Source organism: Limosilactobacillus viscerum, assembly GCF_947387525.1.
In the GTDB taxonomy this organism is placed as follows: domain Bacteria; phylum Bacillota; class Bacilli; order Lactobacillales; family Lactobacillaceae; genus Limosilactobacillus; species Limosilactobacillus viscerum.
Window position 1 is genome coordinate 1 of the sequence record NZ_CANDNW010000016.1, and the last position, 16,107, is coordinate 16,107.

The 16,107-nt window shown below is 47.7% G+C and carries 14 protein-coding genes; all 14 read right to left on the reverse strand.

Annotation, left to right across the window (positions count from 1 at the left end; translation table 11 throughout):
* Positions 1-184: 184 nt before the first annotated feature.
* Positions 185-1,561 (reverse strand): 23S rRNA (uracil(1939)-C(5))-methyltransferase RlmD, encoded by a 1,377-nt coding sequence (gene rlmD, locus QOS07_RS05690; RefSeq protein WP_283588021.1) that lies wholly within the window; start codon positions 1,559-1,561, stop codon positions 185-187.
* Between the two features lie 95 nt (positions 1,562-1,656).
* A complete protein-coding gene (locus QOS07_RS05695) occupies positions 1,657-2,664 on the reverse strand; it encodes a diacylglycerol kinase (RefSeq protein ID WP_283588022.1) in 1,008 nt (335 codons plus the stop codon).
* Between the two features lie 10 nt (positions 2,665-2,674).
* A complete protein-coding gene (gatB, locus tag QOS07_RS05700) occupies positions 2,675-4,099 on the reverse strand; it encodes an Asp-tRNA(Asn)/Glu-tRNA(Gln) amidotransferase subunit GatB (protein ID WP_283588023.1) in 1,425 nt (474 codons plus the stop codon).
* Position 4,100: 1 nt separating this feature from the next.
* Entirely contained in the window at positions 4,101-5,573 is a 1,473-nt protein-coding gene (gene gatA, locus QOS07_RS05705; protein ID WP_283588024.1) for an Asp-tRNA(Asn)/Glu-tRNA(Gln) amidotransferase subunit GatA, read from the reverse strand.
* The gene (gene gatC, locus QOS07_RS05710; RefSeq protein WP_283588057.1) at positions 5,573-5,893 is read right to left on the reverse strand and encodes an Asp-tRNA(Asn)/Glu-tRNA(Gln) amidotransferase subunit GatC; all 321 of its coding nucleotides are present in this window, start codon (positions 5,891-5,893) and stop codon (positions 5,573-5,575) included. Before gatC ends, gatA begins: the two co-directional genes overlap by 1 nt.
* A 274-nt stretch (positions 5,894-6,167) precedes the next feature.
* Positions 6,168-7,277 (reverse strand): CamS family sex pheromone protein, encoded by a 1,110-nt coding sequence (locus tag QOS07_RS05715; RefSeq protein WP_283588025.1) that lies wholly within the window; start codon positions 7,275-7,277, stop codon positions 6,168-6,170.
* A gap of 3 nt (positions 7,278-7,280) precedes the next feature.
* Positions 7,281-9,320, reverse strand: coding sequence for an NAD-dependent DNA ligase LigA (ligA, locus tag QOS07_RS05720; protein WP_283588026.1), 2,040 nt, complete (start codon positions 9,318-9,320; stop codon positions 7,281-7,283).
* 19 nt (positions 9,321-9,339) lie between these two features.
* Positions 9,340-11,634 carry a DNA helicase PcrA gene (gene pcrA / locus QOS07_RS05725; RefSeq protein ID WP_283588027.1) on the reverse strand — a complete coding sequence of 765 codons (2,295 nt, stop codon included), beginning with the start codon at positions 11,632-11,634 and terminating at the stop codon, positions 9,340-9,342.
* Positions 11,635-11,807: 173 nt separating this feature from the next.
* On the reverse strand, positions 11,808-12,980 hold the full coding sequence (locus QOS07_RS05730) for an ATP-grasp domain-containing protein (RefSeq protein ID WP_283588028.1): 1,173 nt from the start codon (positions 12,978-12,980) through the stop codon (positions 11,808-11,810).
* Between the two features lie 10 nt (positions 12,981-12,990).
* Positions 12,991-13,566 (reverse strand): xanthine phosphoribosyltransferase, encoded by a 576-nt coding sequence (locus QOS07_RS05735; RefSeq protein WP_283588029.1) that lies wholly within the window; start codon positions 13,564-13,566, stop codon positions 12,991-12,993.
* Between the two features lie 20 nt (positions 13,567-13,586).
* Positions 13,587-14,216 (reverse strand): glycoside hydrolase family 73 protein, encoded by a 630-nt coding sequence (locus QOS07_RS05740; protein ID WP_283588030.1) that lies wholly within the window; start codon positions 14,214-14,216, stop codon positions 13,587-13,589.
* Between the two features lie 150 nt (positions 14,217-14,366).
* Entirely contained in the window at positions 14,367-14,762 is a 396-nt protein-coding gene (rpsI, locus tag QOS07_RS05745; RefSeq protein WP_047767415.1) for a 30S ribosomal protein S9, read from the reverse strand.
* Between the two features lie 13 nt (positions 14,763-14,775).
* Positions 14,776-15,219 (reverse strand): 50S ribosomal protein L13, encoded by a 444-nt coding sequence (gene rplM, locus QOS07_RS05750; protein ID WP_283588031.1) that lies wholly within the window; start codon positions 15,217-15,219, stop codon positions 14,776-14,778.
* A 104-nt stretch (positions 15,220-15,323) separates the two neighbouring features.
* Entirely contained in the window at positions 15,324-16,094 is a 771-nt protein-coding gene (gene truA / locus QOS07_RS05755; protein ID WP_283588032.1) for a tRNA pseudouridine(38-40) synthase TruA, read from the reverse strand.
* Between the last annotated feature and the right edge of the window lie 13 nt (positions 16,095-16,107).

The window sequence follows — 16,107 nt, forward strand, 5'->3', positions numbered from 1 at the left end:
AAATAGTGGTGCCCATAAAGGTCCTTCTTTCTAATGGAATGTTGTGGTGACACCATTAAAGACCTTTATGGGTTTTTCTGTCCACTAATATGTTCAACTTAAATTTTACAATCTGCCAAATTAAAAAAGTATACTAATTCCAGTCCTAAAAAAGAAAATTAGTACACTTTTCATTATCTATAAACTATTTTCCCATCCGTTCCAACACCGTCACACTCTCAACATGCGTCGTCTGTGGGAACTGATCAACAGGCTGAATTGGCTTCACAACATGGTAGCCATGCTCAGCAAAGCGTTGAATATCACGAACCAAGGTTGCCGGGTTGCAGCTAACGTAGATTACCTTCTGTGGTCCCATCTCGCCAGTTGCTTCAATCAGTGATTCAGCGACACCCTTGCGTGGTGGGTCCACGATGACCACGTCCGGCTTCAAACCTTCCGCCTGCCACTTGGCAAACTGGTCTTCCGCCTTGCCGACCACAAACTTAGCGTTCTTAATCCCGTTCCGCTTTGCATTATGCTTGGCATCTTCAATCGCCGCTTCAACAACTTCAACTCCGTACACCTGCTTTGCATGCTTGGCCACCGCCAGCGAGATCGTTCCAATCCCGCAATAGGCATCAATCACCGTCTGACCGCCATCCAGTCCGGCATTATCAATCGCCGTCTGGTACAAGCGCTCCGTCTGTTGTGGGTTCACCTGGTAGAAGGACAGCGGTGAAATTGCAAAATCAATTCCCAGCAATTGGTCATGAATCTCATCCTTACCCCACAAGGCCTTGTTCTTCATCCCCAACAACACATTGGTCTTCCGGTCATTAATATTCTGAACAATGCTCTTCACTTCTGGCACACCGGCCACGATGCCCTTCACGATTTCATCGGCCATCGGCAACCGCTTCGTGTTCGTCACCAGCACCACCATGATTTCATGGCTGTAGTAGCCTCGACGAACCATCACCGTCCGGATCACGCCCTTGCCAGTCCGTTCATCATACGGCGTTACCAAATACTTCCGCAACAGGTCCCGGACGACCACAATTGCTTTATCAATCTGCGGATCTTGAATATAGAAATCTTCAATTGGTACCAGGGTGTGGCTTCCCCGCTTGTAGAAACCAGTCTCCAGCTTCCCCCGGACCATCTTTACCGGCACCTGGGCCTTATTCCGGTAACGGTAAGGTTTGGCCATCCCCATCGTCGGCAGCACATCAATTCCATCTAGGTGCGCCTTCTCCAGCAGCTCCTTAATCTGATGCTGCTTGAACCTCAACTGGGCATCGTACTTCAAATGTCCCAGTGGTGCGATCCCGGTTTGAATATAGGTCTTATCCTTCACATCCACCCGGTCGGGGCTCTTGGTCTGCCATTCCATCACCCGGCCCCAGGCAAAGTTTCGTGTCACCTTAGTCACCCGGACCGTCACTTCTTCGCCCGGCAAAGCATTAGGCACGAATACCGGAAAGTCGTCAATCTTGACCACCCCGTTGCCTTGGTAAGTCAAATCCACTACCTTAGCCTGGTATTCTTCATTCTTATGTACCGGAATATTAACTTTCACAATGATTCCTCCATCTTTCCACGTTACTAAACTTCACCCATTATAACAAAAAAACAGCTAACTTCCGTAACCGAAGCTAGCTGTTTTTATTTCCATTAATCTTCCGGCTTGCCGTTAATCTTATGAACTCCTTCAACGAAGTCCTTTTCAACCCGCTTGAAGTCGGCTGATTCGGTAATGGCATCATCAGGAATTTCATCGAGGTTCGCTACCACTTCAATGTGTTGCTTAAGGTCATGGAATTCCATCGGTGCATCCCCACCGTACTCACCATCAAGGTTGATCATGATCCGGTCATCATCATTCAGCGGCGTAATCTCAACATCAGCCGCCTTTGCGTAGATAATCCGCGGATCATCAAGGTGCTTTCCTTGCAGGGCCTTCGCCATCAACCCTAACAGGTCAACCAAACTACTCTTCTTCACCAGGATCATCGTAAACTTACCGTCATCCAGTGAAGCGTCGGGAACAATCTGCTCAAAGCCCCCGACTGAGTTAGTCAGTGCCAGAAAAATTGTCGATGCGGTTCCCCGGTACTCATTCCCGTCATACTTAACGGAAACATCCACCGGCTTAACCTGTGGCAAGAGTTCGGCTCCCTTGGCCAAGTAAGCTGCATAACCAAACAGTGACTTCATCTGGGAAGGCACGTCATAGGTCAGCTCAGTCAGGGTCCCACCGGCAGCAATGTTCATAAAGTAGTTGTCCCCGGCCTTGCCGATATCAATCTTGAACTTCTTGTTCTTCCGTAAGATCAGCTTGGCCGCCGCAATCGGATCATCACGGGGAATCCGCAATGCTCGTGCGTAGTCATTGGTCGTCCCGGCTGGAATGATCGCCAGGGTTGGCCGCTTTTCCAATCCGGCAATCCCGTTGATGACCTCATTTAGGGTTCCGTCACCACCAGCAGCCACAATCAGGTCAAAGCCTTCCTTTGCTGCCCGGGTTGCTTCGTTTTTCGCCGAATTAGGTGCAGGGGTCGTCGCAAACGCACTCGTTTCGTAACCAGCCTTTTCGTAGATATCCAGGATATCCACCAGGTCGTTCCTTAGTGCTTCGCGACCAGCAGTTGGGTTGTATATAATCCGTGCCCGTTTACGCATGGCGATCCTCCTACTTTGCTTTCAGTGACTTCATCAATAATTGGGTAACAACTTGTGGGTTGGCCTTACCACGGGTTTGCTTCATAATCTGGCCCATCAGGTAACCAACAGCCCGGTCCTTACCATTCTTGAAGTCTTCGATTGACTGTTCGTTGTTAGCCAGAACATCATCAACGATTGGTTGCAATTGTGCTGGGTCAGACAATTGTACCAGACCGTGTTCCTTAGCGTATGCTTGTGGTTCTTCACCAGCTAAGATACCCTTGAAGACCTTCTTGGCCATCTTGGAAGAAATCGTACCGTCATCGATCAGCTTAACCATCCCAGCCAGGTTAGCTGGGGTCAGCTTGGTATCTGGCAGGTCAATGTGCTTGTCATTCAGGTAGGAGTTAACGTCGTTCATCAGGTAGTTGGCAACCCGCTTTGGATCGCCACCATCCTTAACGGCTTCTTCAAAGAAGTCTGACATTTCCTTCGTCTGGGTCAAAACCATGGCGTCGTAGTCAGACAGACCCAAGTCATCAACGTAGTGCTTCCGCCGTTCACCCGGCATTTCTGGCATTTCGCTTTCAATTTTCTTGATCCATTCATCGCTCACTTCAACTGGTGGCAAGTCTGGTTCTGGGAAGTACCGGTAGTCATCGGTCCCTTCCTTGGTCCGCATGGAAATCGTGGTCCCGGTTGGTTCATCGTAACGACGAGTTTCTTGGGCAATGTGGCCACCGGACATCAATACTTGTTGGTGCCGCTTTTCTTCAAAGGCCAGTGCCTTCCGGACATAGTTAAAGGAGTTGATGTTCTTCATTTCCGTCTTGGTACCGAACTTGTCGGAGCCAACTGGGCGGATAGAGATGTTGGTATCAACCCGCATGGAACCTTCTTCCATCTTCACGTCAGAAATACCAGTAAACTGGATCCGTTGACGCAGTGCTTCCAGGTAGGCAACCGCTTCTTCTGGTGAAGCAATGTCCGGCTTGGAAACAATTTCGATCAGTGGAGTCCCTTGACGGTTTAAGTCAACGTAAGAGTACTTGCTGGTGTGGGTGTTCTTACCGGCATCTTCTTCGATGTGCATCTCTTCGATCCCGATCTTCTTCTTCTTCCCATCAACCTCAATTTCAATCCAGCCATCATGGGCAATTGGGGTATCAGATTGGGTAATCTGGTAGGCCTTTGGGTTGTCTGGGTAGAAGTAGTTCTTCCGGTCAAAGTGCATGCGGTGAGCGATTTGGGCATGGAGGGCCAAACCAGCCATGATCCCATCACGAACAACGCCCTTGTTCAGGGTTGGCAATACACCTGGGTACCCCCAGTCAATCACGTTGGTGTTGGCGTTTGGCTGGTCACCAAAGTCAACTGGTGATGGACTGTAAATCTTTGAATTAGTCTTTAATTCAACGTGGACTTCTAGTCCGATAGTTGTTTGAAAGTTCATCTTAGTTTTGACCTCCTAACTGTGGTGCCTTCTTATGGAAGTCAGTGGTTTGTTCAAAGACGTAACCAGTGTTGTAAATGGTTTGTTCGTCAAACCGCTTCCCGATGATTTGCAGCCCAACTGGCATTCCGGTCTTTTCAGAGAAGCCGGCTGGAACTGACATTGCCGGCAGACCAGCCATATTAACTGGAACGGTTAGGACATCGTTCATGTACATGGTCTTCGGGTCGTCAATTTCAGCACCGATCTTGAAGGCCGTTGTTGCGCCAGTAGCACCGATAATTACATCGTAGTTTTCAAAGACCTTATCGAAGTCTTGGGCAATCAGGCGACGAACCTTCGCTGCCTTGTTGAAGTATGCATCGTAGAAACCAGCGGAGAGTGAGAAGGTCCCCAGCATGATCCGACGCTTAACTTCGTCACCAAAGCCTTCAGAACGGGTCTTAACGTAAACTTCTTCCAGGTTCTTAGCATCAGGAGCACGGAAACCATAACGAATCCCATCATACCGTTGCAGGTTTGATGATGCTTCAGAGGAAGCCAGGATGTAATATGCAGGAACACCATACTTAGTGTGTGTCAGGCTAACTTCATCAACAGTGGCACCAAGTGATACCAAGTGGTCAAGGGCAGCCTTAACAACCTTCTTAACATCGTCATTCAAGTCTTCGTAGTATTCTTGTGGAACCGCGATCTTCAGGCCCTTAACGCTAGTATTTTCGTTTAGGTTAGCAGCCCAGTTAGGAACATCTTCCAGTGAAGAAGTCGTATCGTGTTCATCAGTACCCGCAATTAAGGAAGTCAGGTAGGCGTTATCCTTAACGGTCCGGGTCAACCAACCAACTTGGTCAAAACTAGAACCAAAGGCGATGATTCCCCAACGAGAAACACGGCCGTAAGTTGGCTTCATCCCCACAACCCCGTTAAAGGAAGCAGGCATCCGGATTGAACCACCGGTATCAGTACCGAGGGCCCCCAGAACATCCCCCGCTGCAACGGCAGCAGCAGAACCACCTGAAGAACCACCAGGAACCCGCGTCAGATCCCATGGGTTGTGGGTGGTAAAGAAGGCCGAATTTTCAGTTGAGGAACCCATGGCAAATTCATCCAGGTTGGTCTTACCAACGTTGATGTAGCCAGCCTTCTTCAACTTTTCAACAACTGTTGCATCGTAAACGGGATTAAAGTTTTCCAGCATCTTAGAAGCAGCAGTCGTCTTCAAGCCCTTCGTTAAGATGTTATCCTTAACTGCCAGTGGCACACCAGCAACCAGTTGGTCGGCAGCGATTCCCGCATTGTCGATTTCTTCGGCCCGCTTCATGGCTTCATCTTCGTTTAAGGTGATGAAGGCCTTCACTTGGTCTTCGTTTGCCTTGATGTGGTCAAAGGTTTCCTTGGTCAGTTCACTAGCACTGATCTTCTTGTTTACCAGGTCATCATGGAGCTGGCTTAAGTCGGTTTGGTAAAAGTCCATTATTCTTCGCCATCCTCGCTTTCATCAATGATCACTGGAACACGGATGTAGCCGCCATCTTCATCTGGGACGTTCTTCAACAGTGCATCGGTTTCCTCTTTAGGAGCCTTAACTGCCTTATCTTCCCGCATAACGTTTACCCGGTCAGTGGCACTCGTCATTGGTTCGACACCTTCCGTATGTTCTTCGGTGAGGTCTTCAAACATATCAATAATACTGCCAAGTTGAGTGGTGAATTCTGCCAACTCATCCTTGGAAAATTCGAGCTTTGCAAGTTCTGCAACGTGCTCTACTTCTTGCGCAGTGATTTTACTGGCCATCATTTCTACCTCTTTTCTCAAATTTAGGTATACATACAATTAACAATTTTAGCACAGATCCAGTCAACTCAAAAGGGAGCTGTGCCACACCCCCCGGTTAGGGCCTGTATGGCTAGCATAGGACGATCGTTAGCACGGAACCGGGCTAGCGATTGTCCGTAGCTAGACACTAAGGCACTGGGGGTGTGGTACGCGATATCTCTGTAATATTTAGAACTAAAACAAGGGGCCCGTGATAAAACTGAGTTTTGCCATGGGCTCCTTAAGAATTATTTTAATATGACGTCAAAACGTGCGTGTGGAACGTGCTTGATCCGGAATCACGGTAAACCAGTGCCTGCATTTCGGAATCAGACTGAATCTTGATGTCAATCGGAATCCCGCTTGGCAGGTAACGCTTAGCAGCCCGGGCAATGTATTGAGTGAAACTCGTAATTTCCGTTTGACTGTAGAACTGCGTCGTAACCGTGATGTGCATCCCTGACAATTCACCATTGTGGTACTGTGCCTGGGCAGTAACCCCACTCAGGTTCGGGAAGAAGCTCTGGATCTGACTCTTAAAGTTAGAGAAGTTATCATTATCCGTTGAGTCAGAGCTGGTCGTTGAGTTCGTTGCCGAAGCCTTTGGCAGAACCACCGTCTTGTAGTTTAACTTCGTCCAGTTGCCAACCTTGTTGCCATTATTCTTGCTGTAAGCAAAGAAACTACCACCGACTAAGCTATCATCTGGTGCTTGCCGGTACAATGCAATTACAATTGGCACATTCCGGAGAGCCTTCTTTTCCCGCATCCGGGTTAAGATCTTTTGCGCAGCGATTTCACCTTGCCGCTGCATCTCGGCCTTACTGATCTTCTTAGTATAAGAAGGACCATCCGTCTTCTTTTGGTAGTTGTACTCGGAGTTAATCCCCACACCGACAACGACACCCTTTAGCTTCATTGACCGACCATTATCCGTCATGTAGTCTTGTTCCTCAATCTGTTGGATGTATTCCGGGTTCGGGTCACTCTTCTTCCCCTGGGCTGGGTTCAAACCATTCGGGTTCTTCTTGGTTTTACGGCCAAGCCAACTTTGCAGGGTATTAGTATCCAAGTACTGACCTTCCTGGAAAATGTAGGACTTCGGTGAAAAGACCCGCTTCGAAACTTCAGTCAGGCCATTTTCAAAACTCTTTTGGTTGAACTGGTTATCATTTTGGGCAACGTTAATCCCCCGGGCCTTACTAGTCTTGTAACGACCATTTTGGATTACCCCTTGGTAGTTACCGTTGCCGGAACCAGTGGTGCTGTAATTCTTTGAAGAATGTTTACCACATGAAGCCAGGACAACCACGCTCATTAACAAAGCAGCGGTTATTGCTATTTTCTTAACTTTTAACTTCACGATTTATTGTTCCTCCTTCATTGCTTGGGCGAAACGAGCTTCATCCCAGACCGTGATTCCTAAATCTTGAGCCTTGGTTAATTTACTACCCGCAGCGGTCCCCGCAATGACAATATCTGTTTTCTTTGAAACACTTCCGGTAACCTTAGCACCATGGTCTTCTAGCCAAGTCTTTGCCTCTCCCCGGGTCATATTTTCCAACTTCCCGGTCAGCACTACCCGCCGGCCATTCCACTCACTCTCCGGATTTGCCGGTGTGGTGGCACCAAGGTAATCAAAGTTGACGCCAGCATCCCGCAGTTCATCAATCAGCTTAACAACTTGCTTATTGCTAAAGTAGGTTTCAACACTATCACCAATTGTTGGGCCAATCCCGTCAACGGCTGAAACTTCCTCCGCGCTTGCCTGCATCAGGCGGTCAAGGGAGTGAAATTCTTCCATTATTAGGCGGGCAGCTTTAGCACCAACATGGCGGATACCAAGGCCAAATAATAAGCGCTCGACAGAATTATTACGACTATTGTCGATTGATGTCAATAGGTTAGTAGCTGATTTGTCACCAAATTTATCTAAAGTTAATAATTGGTCCCGAGTCAGGTGATATAGGTCCGCTACATCGTGGATCAATTCTTTATCCCAGAGCTGCTGAATAATCTTTGGCCCTAACCCATCGATGTTCATCGCGTTCCGGGAAGCAAAATGGGCCAGTCCTTCCTTAATCTGTGCCGGACACATTGGGTTAACACAACGGAGGGCCACTTCATCATCCAAGTGGACTAGTTCCGACCCACAAACTGGACAGGTTGTTGGAATTTCATACGGCTTGCTTTCGGCTGGCCGCTTCTTAAGGTCTACCCGCGAAATTTCGGGAATAATGTCACCGGCCTTGTGTAAGTAAACGGTGTCGCCCAAGCGGATCCCCTTTTCCTGGAGGTAATCCGGGTTATGAAGTGACGCACGACTTACCGTGGTCCCCGCTAACTGAACCGGGTCCATTACCGCAGTCGGTGTTACGTTCCCCGTCCGGCCAACAGTCCATTCGATGTCCCGCACAATTGTTACCTGTTCTTCTGGTGGGAACTTATAGGCAATTTCCCACCGCGGCACCTTAACCGTGTTACCAAGTGCGGTTTCCGTATCAAGGTCGTTTACCTTCTCAACAATTCCGTCAATCCCGTAGGATAATTGGTCCCGCTTGGCGGTGTATTCTTCAATATAGTCGGTAATTTCTTGCCGGCTGTGGACCACCCGGTTATTCGGGTTGACGTTAAAGCCAAGCTCCCGCATCTTATCTAGTGCCTCAGACTGGGTCTTCAGGCCAAGCTTTTGGTATTCCGGAATGTAGTACATAAAGGTATCCAGGTCACGCTTAGCCGTTACTGCGGGATCTAGTTGCCGAAGACTCCCTGCCGCTGCGTTCCGCGGGTTGGCAAAGATTGACTGCCCCGCCGCTTCCCGTTCTTGATTTAACTTCACAAAGGAAGACTTTGGCATGTAGCATTCACCACGAAACTCAATGCTAAGTGGCTCTGGCAATTCGCGTGGGACCGACTTAATGGTCTTAACATTTGCCGTTACGTCTTCGCCGATCACCCCGTTACCACGAGTTGACCCCTGTACGAGCTTACCATTTTCGTAAACCAGTGACAGTGATAAGCCGTCGATCTTGAGCTCCAGGTTGTATTCCGGTGCCACTTCCACGTCATCATTGTCCTGCTGACGGGCATTAAAATCCATCAGCTCATCAATGGAGAAGACATCTCCCATCGAAAGCATTGGAATGTCATGAGTCACCTTAGTCAGTTGACTAGTTGGTCCACCACCAACATGCTGGGTTGGTGAATCACTTGTCTTTAGTTCGGGAAACTTTTGTTCTAGCTCAACTAACCGTTCATAGGCCCGGTCATAGACATAGTCCTCAACGGTTGGGTTATCTTGTTCGTAGTATTCCTTCCCCCACTGGGTAAGTTGCCGCTTGAGGGGGTCAATTTCCTGCTTGGCCGCCGCCAGTGTTAACTGGTCGACTGGTATTTGTTTATCCATTATTCTGGCCTCACTTTAATTAATCAGTTACTTTTTGAATTGGCGCAAAGCTGGCCAGTAGCCGCTTAACACCCTTTTCTGGAAAGGCAATGTCAAGCTCCATGTTGTTGCCAGTACCACTGACCTTCACAACCGTTCCTTGTCCCCACTTCTTGTGGGTAACCTTGTCGCCAACCTTCCAACTTACTTTGTCGGCACCAGTCCCAGTATTCGTAACCGGGGCAACCCGCTTGCCGGCATCCTTATAATTATGTTTTCTTTGCTTCCGCTGGGCCCAGGTAGGAGTCGTTGCTGCCTGCTTATCAAATGGCACGCTACCAGCAAAGCCCCCGCGGTTAACTGCACCGTCTTCTTCCAACAGCTTTGGATCGATTTCTTCGACAAACCGGGAAGGCTGGTTCCGTTGAATCCGTCCATACAGGAGCCGGGAAACGGCATTGGTCAGGTAAAGCTTCTTCTTTGCCCGCGTAATCCCAACATAAGCTAGCCGCCGTTCTTCTTCTAGTTCATCATCTTCCAACAGTGCCCGTGAAAGTGGGAAGATCCCCTCTTCCATTCCGACAAGGAAGACAACGGGGAATTCTAGCCCCTTCGCCGCGTGAAGCGTCATTAAGGTAACTGCCGGCGCCTGCTCATCCACGTCGTCCTGGTCGGAAACAAGGGCCAGGTCAGCAAGGAAGTTAACCAGCTTTTGGCGGTTATCAACGTCGTCATCTTCATGCTGCTTATCGTATTCCTGGGTAACGGACTTAAATTCGTCCAGGTTTTCTTGACGGGCCTGTGATTCAAGGCTGTTATCATCATGCAGCATCTTGTTGTAGCCGGTCCGTTCGAGGATCTGGTCAGTCAAATCGGTAATTGATAAGAATTCCGCCTGCTTGTCAAGATCCTTCATCAACTGGCCAAAGTCTGATAACTTAGTCCGCGTCCGGGTTGTAATATTGTTAGCAATGTCCACATTCTGGCTAGCCTCTAATAGTGACCAGTTATTATCCCCAGCAAATTCACGCAGGTGTTCAACACTGGTCAAACCGATCCCCCGCTTTGGTGTATTAACGACCCGGGTAAAACTCATCGAGTCACGGTGGTTAACAATCAGGGTCAGGTAGGCTAGAATATCACGAATTTCTTTCCGGTCGTAGAACTTGTGGCCACCAACCATGGTGTAAGGCACGCTGGACTTCATGAAGGTTTCTTCGATGATCCGCGACTGCGCATTGGTCCGGTAAAGGATGGCAAAATCATTGTAGTGGTAGCCATGCTGGTCATGTTCTTCTTTAATCTTGGACACGATGTATTGCGCTTCGTCGTGTTCATTTTGGGCATGATAGTAGGTGATCTTATCCCCGCGTCCATTTTCCGTCCAGAGGTTCTTATCCTTCCGGCCATTATTATTCTTAATCACTTCGTTGGCGGCATCCAGGATGTTTTGTGTCGACCGGTAATTCTGTTCCAACATTACCGTATGTGCATTCGGGTAGTCACGTTCAAAATTGAGGATATTCTCAATGTTAGCTCCCCGCCAACCGTAAATACTCTGGTCGGCATCCCCAACGACACAGATGTTTTGGTACTTGTCCGCCAGCATGTGGACGAGCTTGTACTGGGCATCGTTGGTATCCTGGTATTCATCAACGTGAATATAGTGGAAGCGGTCCTGGTAAAATTCTAGAGTCTCAGGATCCTGTTCGAAGAGCTCAATCGTCTTCATAATCAGGTCATCGAAGTCGAGGGCCTGGTTAGCTTCGAGTTGTTCCTGGTAAAGCTTGTAAGCCCGGGCAACTACCTGGCTGTACATGCTATGCGGATTATTATTGCTCCCCGCCTGAGCCGCATAATCCTTTGGTGTCAGCAAGGCGTTTTTGGCGTTGGAAATCGTGGACAAGATACTCCGGGGGTCAAACTTCTTGGTATCAATATTTAATTCTGCACAGATCTGCTTCATCAGTGTCCGTTGTTCACTGGTGTCCGCAATCGTAAATGCGCGATTATAACCTAACTTTTCAATGTCCCGGCGTAAGATCCGCACACACAGGGAGTGGAAAGTTGATACCCAGATGTCCTGGGCACTCTCGCCAAGGAGATTGCCAACCCGTTCCTGCATCTCCTTGGCCGCCTTGTTGGTAAAGGTGATTGCCAGGATGTTCCATGGCAAAACATTCTTTTCCTCAATTAGGTAGGCCACCCGGTGGGTCAATACCCGGGTCTTACCGGAACCGGCACCGGCCATTACCAGGAGTGGCCCCTCAGTTGTTAAGACCGCTTCTGTCTGCTTATCGTTCATTCCGTCTAGTAGTGCTTGACTATTACTCACGCCGTTCCATCCTCTCTAAAAAATCAGTCGGCTAATATTATACCAAATAATCACTTGCTTTTTAGCCCTGGCGACTCCCGTTATGAAAAATTAATAAAAAATCCTAGTACACAAAGAGACTGGGAAGAAATCTTCTTTGTCTTGGACTCTTCCCAGCCTCTGCAAATTAAAAATTATAAATCATTATCATCATCTTGCGGTGCATCGTTAGGAGCAATTGGTTGGTCCCATACCTCGGTGTCGTCGACCTGGTCTTCAAGTTCATCCAGGCTATTGCTCCCCGTTACCCAGGTGAAGCCAAGCAGGCTATCGTCATCACCGTTTGTAACGTCAAAGAGGCGGAACTGCCAGTTATCCTTTAGCAACCACTGGCGCTGAATTGCTGCTTCTTGTTTCTTACGGATAACCATCAAGAGAGCCGGCTGCAGCGAACGGATGATATGAAGCGGCATCCCCGCCGTTGCCCGGATTTGTTCCTCATACTGCGTTACGTTAGCAGAACTATCGTACACGTTAGCAACTGAGGTTAAGCCTAGTTCGATGTTCTTTACATAAAGCGAACCATTTGGCGTTACGTAGAAGTTGAGGGCAAAGACACCCCGGTATTCGAGTGACTTGGCAACGCTGCGCACAATCCGTTGCATCTCAGTAAGAATGTCATCATCAACAATGGCTGGCGTAGCAACTGAGATTAACTTCCGGTCATCTGAGAATTGTAATTTGGCCAGTGGGTAGATCTCTACCTTGTCTCCTTCGGTTGCCGCAGTCATTGTGTATTCCGCCGTATGATCAATCCATGATTCCAGCAGGTAAGTACCAGTATCAATAAAGTCGGCGGCACGTCCAATGTCTGACTGACGCTTGATCATCATCGATTGTTCGCCCAGTCCCCGCTGAATTGGCTTTAAGAGAGCTGGGTAGCCGATTGAATCAATTGATTGGTAAACATCATCAAGGCCAACCACCGTTACGTAGGGGGCAATATTAATGTTAATTTGGTCCAAGAAAGCCCGTTCCATTAACCGGTCCTGGACAATTTCCAAACCATTTACCCCTTGTGGTATTGCGGCAAATTGGCTCAGAAAGCGGATAACCTGTGAGTCAACCATCGGTGTTTGGTAAATAATTGCGTCACAGTTTTCGCCAAACTCAGTCAGCTTATCTTTATCATTATATGCGCCGACAATTGTAAAATCAGCCATCTTAGTGATTTCTGGCTGGGGCCGACTAACGTAGACAGCGACATTGAAGCCCGCCTTTTTAGCGGCAGCAATCAATGCACTGCCATTTTGATCAATTGAAATAATGCCCAGCGTATTTCCCGGGTATAAAGCATCCCCACTCATTTTTTCACCCCTAGTCTTCTTCAAACTCAATCTGGTTATCAGCTAATGACTTAATCCGAGCCAGTGATTCAACACGAATACCACGGTCGCGGAGTTCCTTACCGCCCGGCTGGAAGCTCTTCTCAATTACAATTCCAGCACCAGCAACTTTAACCCCTGCCTGGTCAGCAATTTCAAGCATCCCTTCAACTGCCTGACCGTTTGCCAAAAAGTCATCAATCATTAAAATCTTGTCATCCGGAGCAACATACTTCTTGGAAATTGAAATCCGGTTAGTTGTCTTCTTCGTGTAAGAATATACGTCAGCAACGTACATATTATTATTTAACGTCAGGCTCTTATGTTTCCGGGCAAAGATGACCGGTACCTTCATTGCTAAACCGGTCATCACTGCAGGCGCAATCCCTGAAGATTCAACGGTCCAAATCTTAGTAACGCCCTCGTCAGCAAAACGCTTTGCAAACTCTTGGCCAACATGAAGCATCAATTCAGGGTCTACCTGGTGGTTTAAGAAGGCATCAACCTTCAGAACGTTACCCGGCAGAACAGTCCCGAATTCTTTAATTTTATCGTTTAATTCTTGCATGAAGATTGCTCCTTTATTACTTAGTTATCGTAATTATATAACTTATACGTCTGAATTACAGAAATTAACTTTTTAGCATAGTCCGGATCAGTTGCGTAACCGGAATCTTGAAGGGCATGAGCGGCCTCACGGTAGTTTTTAGCCTTAACCACGCTCTGGTAGTTTTCTTTATTAGTATCCGTCCCGTTTAACATTAACTTTGTGTGGTCCTTAATTGAATCACTCCAGCTATCGTAAACCCGGAAGCGGCCCTTGGTGACGATCCAGCGACCATTAATGTATTCCTTCGTGGTTAATACCTTGGAGTTGCTTGGATCAGTACCCTTAATCCCAAATAAGTTATGGTACTGTGAAGCAAGCTGGCTGGTCCCCCATTGTGATTCCAAAATCGCCTGGGCAATCGTGACCGAAGCACAGACATGGTAGCTATTTTGCATTGCCTGGGCTTCAGGTGCAACCTGCTTAATGAAGGTCTGCTTAGCTTCCCGGTCCTGGCGTTTCATTTGTTCTTCAATCCGTTGCTGGTTCCAGATCCGGTAGTAGTGGTGTGCCAAGTACACTCCGAGGAATAAGGCGATAATAACCAGTACCCAGATTAATAATCTTACTCCCGATTTTTTCTTGCGTGATTTCCTTTTCCGCTTTGCCAAAAGGAACCCTCCCTTTTCACATTATAAATTTTTTAGTCAAAAAAATACCTAACGTTGATTATAGCATTTTTTAATCTAATTGGTTTTACGATTTAAAAACAAAAAAGACTGGCAATAACCAGTCTTTTTGCTTGAAGCGATAACCGAATATTAACGCTTACTGAATTGAGCAGCCTTACGAGCCTTCTTCAGACCTGGCTTACGACGTTCCTTCATCCGAGGGTCACGAGTCAACAGACCGGCCTTCTTCAAAGCGTCACGGAAGTCAGGGTCAACAGTGAGCAGTGCACGGGCAATACCGTGACGAACTGCACCTGCTTGACCGGAGAAGCCACCACCGTTGATGTTAGCGATAACGTCGTATTGACCGTTAGTCTTAGTAACATCAAATGGTTGGTTAACGATAGCACGTAAGTTGGCAAATGGAATGTAGTCTTCGATTGCCTTACCGTTCATAGTAATCTTACCAGAACCTGGTACTAAGCGAACACGTGCGGTAGCGTCCTTACGACGACCAGTACCTCTGTATTGTACAGTTTGAGCCAATTCCATTCCCTCCTTAGATTAAGTTTGTAATGTCCAATGCTTCAGGCTTTTGTGCTGCGTGACTGTGGTCTTCACCAGCGTAAACATGCAGCTTTAAGCCCATCTTGTGACCAAGAGAGTTGTGTGGAAGCATACCCTTGATGGCAGTTTCCAACAGCTTTTCTGGTTCCTTAGCACGGAAGTCACCGGCAGTCCGTGACTTCAAACCACCAGGGTAGTTTGAGTGACGGTAGTACTTCTTTTGAGAAGCCTTCTTACCAGTTAACTTAACTTGTGCAGCGTTGATAACGATGACGTTGTCACCAGTGTCAACGTGGGGAGTAAATGTTGGCTTGTTCTTACCACGCAGGATTGATGCGACGACGGTGGCCAGACGACCCATTGGGACATCCTTAGCATCGACAACGTACCACTTGCGATCAACTTCACCAGGTTTTGCGATGTATGTCGTTCTCACGATTAGTTCCTCCAATTTTGTTTTCTTTTACATATAATAGTGTACCGAGTTATTAGATGGAAAAGAAATACCAAGAGATAGTATACCTTCTTCTCCATTGTTCGTCAATTGTTTTTACCATCTGATCCATAATCCACGCTAACTAGGTAGAGGCCACTTGCCGGTGCCGTCATCCGTGCTTGTGTCCGGTCCTTCGCCGCTAGCACACGCTTAACGTCACTAACCGGCCGTTGCCCACTACCTACTTCTAAGAGAAAGGCCACCATTATCCGGATTTGGTTATATAAGAAACCATTCCCGGTAAATTCAAACACGACTTCATTCCGTTCTGGATCGCGGTTAATGGTAATCTTCTCAACCGTCCGAACATTACTTTTCGCCTGACTTCCTGATGCTACAAAGCTGGTAAAGTCATGTTCACCGATAAAGTCCTTCGCTGCTTCACGCATCTTATCAATTTCAACTGGATACTTAAAATGGGCCGTGTAGTTGCGTTTAAAGGGATTCACAAATTCTCCCTGGTCAACCCGGTAACGGTAAGTCTTCCGGTGGGCACTGAAACGGGCGTGGAAGCTCGGGTCAACTAGCTCGGCCTTCTTAACCAGAATATCAAGCGGTAAGATGCTATTAAGTGCCTTGCGCATTGACTCATTGCTCAGCTTGTACGGAATATCAAAATGGGCAACCTGGTTGAGGGCATGAACACCCGCATCCGTCCGACCAGACCCAATAACGGGAATGGCTGGATCAGGGTGCTTAGCAATTTTATTTACCGCATTTTTCAATGTCTGCTCGACAGTTCGCTTGTGGGGTTGAATCTGGAAGCCAGAAAAGTTTGCCCCATCATAAGCAAAAGTAATTTTGTAGCGGTACATATTGTTCTTCCTT

What these genes read in the sequence shown, in the direction of transcription:
- QOS07_RS05695 (WP_283588022.1), bottom strand. Translation starts at nt 2,664, where the DNA reads ATGCGTAAACGGGCACGGATTATATACAACCCAACTGCTGGTCGCGAA.
- gatB (WP_283588023.1), bottom strand. Translation starts at nt 4,099, where the DNA reads ATGAACTTTCAAACAACTATCGGACTAGAAGTCCACGTTGAATTAAAG.
- gatA (WP_283588024.1), bottom strand. Translation starts at nt 5,573, where the DNA reads ATGGACTTTTACCAAACCGACTTAAGCCAGCTCCATGATGACCTGGTA.
- gatC (WP_283588057.1), bottom strand. Translation starts at nt 5,893, where the DNA reads ATGGCCAGTAAAATCACTGCGCAAGAAGTAGAGCACGTTGCAGAACTT.
- ligA (WP_283588026.1), bottom strand. Translation starts at nt 9,320, where the DNA reads ATGGATAAACAAATACCAGTCGACCAGTTAACACTGGCGGCGGCCAAG.
- QOS07_RS05730 (WP_283588028.1), bottom strand. Translation starts at nt 12,980, where the DNA reads ATGAGTGGGGATGCTTTATACCCGGGAAATACGCTGGGCATTATTTCA.
- QOS07_RS05735 (WP_283588029.1), bottom strand. Translation starts at nt 13,566, where the DNA reads ATGCAAGAATTAAACGATAAAATTAAAGAATTCGGGACTGTTCTGCCG.
- truA (WP_283588032.1), bottom strand. Translation starts at nt 16,094, where the DNA reads ATGTACCGCTACAAAATTACTTTTGCTTATGATGGGGCAAACTTTTCT.